Below are 2,256 nucleotides of genomic sequence, written 5' to 3' on the forward strand. Positions count from 1 at the left end.
AGCGGTCGCCGCGGTCGAACGCGAACTCCTCCAGGTCGTCGGCCTCGTCGGCGGTGGCGTAGCCGATGCCGCCTCGGAACTCAACTTCCATCGTCATCCTCCTCGTTCGGGACGATCCGGTCGAACGTCGTCGCGCCGCACTCGGCGCAGTGCGTGGGTTTGTTCAGCTTCTCCCTCCCGCAGCCGGTGCAGACCCACCGTTTGACGTCTTCCAGGACCTCCTTCATCGGCGTCTCGGGATCGGCCTTCAGGAGCGCCTGTGCGATGCCGTTCTGTGGGTCCGGTGACGGTACCTCTGGGTCTTCAGTCGTGTCGTTGGTTTCTGGAATAGACATGTCCGGAACCGCCGGACACGGGGGCACAGAAGCTGGAGAACCCGTATCTGGAGGGGGACGTAAACCTTGAAGGTCGCCGCCCGAGAATCCAGATACGGACACTGGTCCGGCCCTGTGAACCGCCGTGTCCGTGTGTACGTGCTACACTTCTGCCCGGTGCTTCCGACACCGGGCGACCTTTGCCCCGACCAATCAGCGACAGCCGACAGTCGCCACTCACGGGCTTCGCGTACTCGCTTCGTGAGCGGCTGGTCTGCATCGTTATCACCCCCTTCTCGCTCCTGCTTGTTATAGCTTTGTGTAACTCAAGGGTTGAACGACGTAGGGCCAAAGAATAAGGGGGAGTAGAGTGTAAGCGGGTGTATGGGACGACCAGCCGAAGTAGACGCGCATGTCCTGGTGACTGAACTGCAAGCAGCAGCCCGGAACCGTAACGACCGGTGCCCGGTCCTGACCGTCTCAGACCTCGCAGAGGCCGTAGACGTGTCCGACCAGTCGGTCCGAAACCAACTCGACGACCTGGAGCAGAAACCCGGTGTCCGCAGCCGGAAGGTGGGTCAGGCGCAGGTGTACTGGTACTCGCAGGCCGCTCAGTCCGACAGCACCTCCCTCGACGTCCAGGCGGTGATCGAGGACGCGCGGCAGGAGCTCTGGGAGGAGATCGTGAAGAACCGCGCCGTGTACCTCGACCGTCGCCGCCAGCTGCTCTCCGAGTACGAGGACGGCGACGTCCCGGCCCGGAAGCGCCTCGCCGTCCTGGAGGCGCTCATCGACTACCTGGAGAACGGAACGGCGCTGCGGGTCCACTGGGCCGACCTCGACGAGGACGGTCACGACGCGTACGACCTGCCCGAGGACGGGCTGTCACGCGAGGCCGCCGAGCGCTACGTCGAGGAGATGGTCCTGTTCACCGACTCCGAACACGGGAACGTAGAGGGCCTCTCGGGGCTGTTCAGCATCTGGACCACCATCGGGCTGACCGCGACCGACGGCCACGGGAACCGGTCGCTCGACAACATCGACGAGTCGGAGCTGGAGATCCTCGTCCCGTCGGTGGACGCGCTCCTGGCCGCCGGCGACGTCGCTGACCGCTTCGTCCAGCGCCTCCACGCCTACGAGGGGTGGTGACCATGTCGAGCACCGAGGAAGCCCGCGACCCGACGAGCAACGACGAGGTGCGGCAGGCGTACCAGCAGATGGTGCAGGCCCGGAAGGCGTACCGACGCGCGGCCGGGACAGAGTTCGAGGACAACGCGCACGAGAGCTTCCACGACGCCGTCTTCGACCTGTACGACGAGCTGCGCGCCCGCCTGAAGCGCCGCGACGTCACACAGGACCTCTGGGAGGAAGAGGAGCTCTGGGCGACTGAGCCGGTCTACATCCCCGTCGCGCTCTGTCCGGCGTGTACCGCGTACTCCTCTCTGGACGACGAGAGCGACTACTCGCCGGGCGACACGTGCCCGAACTGCGGCGACGCCGTCCTGGAGCGCGAGAGCGTCCCGAAGACGGACGACGAGGGGCAGGTCGTGTTCCACCACGTCGAGGGGCTGAGCAGCCTCGACCAGTTCCGGAACCGCGTGGAGGAGTACACCGTCGAGTACAGCGACGCGCTCGGGACGCACGAGGAGACGCGCACCCAGCACAAGCTGCTGGCCGCGCAGCGCCTGGAGGCGGTCGCCGATCTCCTCGCCGAGTCGATGGAGGTGCTGGGGCTGTTCCCGGACGCTGAGATGTCGAACGACTTCGAGCTGGACGAGGTTCGATAAACCATGAGCAGCGATACAGAGAGCGGTGGAGAAGCCGGTATCCCCGACCGGTCGCTGGAAAACCCGTTCCAGGAGGGCACCTGGATGCAGGAGCTCTTCGAGGACGTCCTCACCCAGGAGCGCGACGTGATCATCATCGTGGACGACTACCGCGC

Annotated in this window: 3 protein-coding genes; 2 read left to right on the top strand and 1 reads right to left on the bottom strand. The window is 65.6% G+C overall.

Going from position 1 to position 2,256, the window contains the following annotated elements; translation table 11 throughout:
- Positions 1–80: 80 nt before the first annotated feature.
- Entirely contained in the window at positions 81–335 is a 255-nt protein-coding gene (locus tag EP28_RS11390) for a hypothetical protein (RefSeq protein ID WP_049984138.1), read from the bottom strand.
- Positions 336–698: 363 nt separating this feature from the next.
- On the opposite strand from EP28_RS11390, the gene EP28_RS11395 reads away from it, so the two are divergent.
- Together EP28_RS11395 and EP28_RS11400 are read left to right on the top strand one after the other, a co-directional pair.
- Positions 699–1,463 carry a helix-turn-helix domain-containing protein gene (locus EP28_RS11395; protein WP_155118479.1) on the top strand — a complete coding sequence of 255 codons (765 nt, stop codon included), beginning with the start codon at positions 699–701 and terminating at the stop codon, positions 1,461–1,463.
- A gap of 2 nt (positions 1,464–1,465) precedes the next feature.
- The gene (locus EP28_RS11400) at positions 1,466–2,101 is read left to right on the top strand and encodes a hypothetical protein (protein WP_155118480.1); all 636 of its coding nucleotides are present in this window, start codon (positions 1,466–1,468) and stop codon (positions 2,099–2,101) included.
- The last annotated feature ends 155 nt before the right edge of the window (positions 2,102–2,256 follow it).

This window comes from Halorubrum sp. BV1 (assembly GCF_000746205.1).
Taxonomy (GTDB): Archaea; Halobacteriota; Halobacteria; order Halobacteriales; family Haloferacaceae; genus Halorubrum.

What these genes read in the sequence shown, in the direction of transcription:
- EP28_RS11390 (WP_049984138.1), bottom strand. Translation starts at nt 335, where the DNA reads ATGTCTATTCCAGAAACCAACGACACGACTGAAGACCCAGAGGTACCG.
- EP28_RS11395 (WP_155118479.1), top strand. Translation starts at nt 699, where the DNA reads ATGGGACGACCAGCCGAAGTAGACGCGCATGTCCTGGTGACTGAACTG.
- EP28_RS11400 (WP_155118480.1), top strand. Translation starts at nt 1,466, where the DNA reads ATGTCGAGCACCGAGGAAGCCCGCGACCCGACGAGCAACGACGAGGTG.